Below are 2,571 nucleotides of genomic sequence, written 5' to 3' on the forward strand. Positions count from 1 at the left end.
ATCTCGGCCGGCGTCTATGGCGCATGGCAATCGCAGTCGTTCCCCGCGTCCTCGAAAACCATGGTGGTCACCGGGGTCAAGCCCGGCGCGCGCTACCAGGTCCGCCTGCGCTACATCACAGCCAAGGGCGTCGAGAACCCCGGCTCAAACACTGACCTTGGCGAGGTGACCGTTGGCGGTGTGGATGCGGGGGCCGTCGCCGGCCGCCCGAGCCAGCAGGTCGTTGACGACTTCGACCTAGATGTCTTGAACCTTGCCCGGCAGGTTCTGGTCCAAGGTACGTTCCGCGCCACGACCAGTGAATTGATGGATGGCGCGCGCACCGACATCGATCAGCTGGTGGCGATCCAGGGCCAGCATCAGGTGTTCATTACCGATCTGCGGTCCGTCGATGCGGGGACCGGGATAGGCCACGCAGTGTTTGCGGTGCGGTCGGACGACTCTGTGGTGGGCGTCGAATATCTGACCGACGGGTCGATCGGCGAAATCAATTTCCTCGCCAACATCCTCGGCGTCACTGATCCAAACGGCGTTGGCCCGCCAACCAAGGTACTCGAATATGTCGCCGGCAAGTGGCGCTTCAAGGACACGATCTATGTCCAGAAGCTGATCGCCAACATCGTCGAGACCCAGCACTTGGTGATCGGCGGTGTGATCACCGATCGCCTGGCCGACAACGCCGTTTCCAATCGCCTGCGCGGGGCCGATGCGACCTTCGTCAGCGGCACAGGGTTCGACGTCGAGGAATTTTCCTACACGATCACCCTGCCCGAGGATGCCGACGTCGAACTGGATGGCAGCGCAAACTTCCTGGACGGCGGCGGCCATGGTCCGTCCTATCACGCCTCGTCGATCAAGCTGTTCATCGACGGAGCGCAGATCAATCACAACACCCAGACCGGCGCCCTGGCCATGCAGCAGCTGGGCACCGGCGGCGGGGCGTCCTGCCCAGCCGGGACCTACACCGTCAGCATGACCTGCGCGACTAAGCCCGATGACGGCTACGACAATCTCAATTTCCGCATTCGGTGGTTCTTCAAATGATCGTCGTCTTCTTCAAGCCGGGGGTGGACGCTCCCGCCAGTGGGCGGATCCGCGACTGCCTGGAGGCAACAGCCGAAACGGTTCAGGCCCAGGGCCGACCGTTCGTCGAGGTCTTCGAGCATCGCGGCGACTGGAGTCAGACCCATGAGGTAGTCGATGGCGTCGTCGTGCCGCGCGCTCCTGTCCAGATGGCGGCCGAAGCTCTCGCGGCGGCCTCGCGCCACCTGAGGGTTCGCCGCAACACCCTGCTACGCGATGTCGTCGATCCCTATGTGACCAATCCTTTGCGCTGGGCCGAACTGACCGAGGGCGAGCAGGCTGAGATGGCCGCCTGGCGCTCCGCCCTGCTCGACTGGCCCGACACCGAGACCGATCCGGAAAACCCGACCGAGCCGCCGGCTCCTGATTTCGTGGGGACGGTATGAGCCAGCCCTATCCCTACAGCCCGACGCTCGTCCTCGAGGACGGCGCGGCGGCGGCCACGGCCACCCGCTTTGGTCGCAAGGCCGGCGTTCCTGTCGTCCATGATTTCGGTGCTTCGGGCGTGGAATGGATCGGCTTTGTGGTCGCCACGATCACGGCGCTGAACCACAATGATGGCGACGAGGCCTACACGATCGGCCTGCAGCTGTCGGCTGCGCCTGACTTCAGCGCCCCGGTCGATACAGCGACCTTGGCGATCGCTGCCGTCACTGCGGGCGATCCTGCCTCCCTGCTGCTCAGCAATAGGGTCGGTGGCACGGTGTATCGCTATGGCCGCCTGCGCCTGACGATGGCCGGCAGCACGCCGTCGGTGACGTTGAGCGCCTTCCTGGCCAAGCAGTTGGCCGTGGAGGCCCTGTCTTTCGCCCAGCTAGTGGCCAACGGGCAGGGCCAGCTGGACAGCTTTGACGCGGCCGTCGGAGGGTACCAGGCCTGGGCCACCGGGGAGGCTGAGGGCGGTCCGGGAGGCGATGGCCGTTATCCTCTGCCCCTGGCCGGCGGTCCGGTGCTGCTCCCGTGCCCCGCCAAGCTGCAGGCGGTCGCCAATAATGCCTTTAGTCAGGTGCTGAACCTGTTCAACACGCCCGCCGCGGCGCTACCGTATTTCGACGGCAAGGTTCCGGTCGTTCTGCCGAATGGTACGAACGGCTTAGTGATGGGCGTGCAGAAGATCGCCGAGCTCAAGGCCACCGAGGCGACCCGCAACCACGCGGACCTCTGGCAGAAGTTCGACCTGCAGATGATGGGCGTCACGGCGCGCCTGGCGGCTGGGGCCGCGCCGCTCTTTGCCGACTTCACCGCGTCGCGCCAGCGCTATAGACGCGATGGTGCGGCGATCACCTTGGCGCAAGCCGCGACCGGCGACCGGACGGGCGAGGCCTATTATCCGCTCAACGTGCCGGTGACGGTGTTCGCCTCGGGCGACCGTCGCCAGACCGCTGACGGCCTGGCCGTGGAGCGGGGGACCGCCAACCTGATCCCTGATCCGACCTTTGCTGGCGCGGCGATCGGCGCGGACGACGCGGGCGGCGCTCTGCCTACCGG

Annotated in this window: 3 protein-coding genes; all 3 read left to right on the plus strand. The window is 65.8% G+C overall.

Annotated elements, in window-relative coordinates; translation table 11 throughout:
• A partial coding sequence (locus tag ACP7AG_RS21115) for a hypothetical protein (protein ID WP_426033378.1) occupies positions 1–1,044 on the plus strand: 1,044 nt, incomplete at its 5' end.
• Positions 1,041–1,469 carry a hypothetical protein gene (locus tag ACP7AG_RS21120; protein ID WP_426033380.1) on the plus strand — a complete coding sequence of 143 codons (429 nt, stop codon included), beginning with the start codon at positions 1,041–1,043 and terminating at the stop codon, positions 1,467–1,469. The genes ACP7AG_RS21115 and ACP7AG_RS21120, both read left to right, overlap by 4 nt.
• On the plus strand, positions 1,466–2,571 hold a 1,106-nt coding region (locus tag ACP7AG_RS21125; RefSeq protein ID WP_426033382.1), incomplete at its 3' end, for a hypothetical protein. The genes ACP7AG_RS21120 and ACP7AG_RS21125, both read left to right, overlap by 4 nt.

Origin of the sequence: Caulobacter sp. DWP3-1-3b2, from assembly GCF_049896325.1 — a bacterium.
Classification (GTDB): domain Bacteria; phylum Pseudomonadota; class Alphaproteobacteria; order Caulobacterales; family Caulobacteraceae; genus Caulobacter.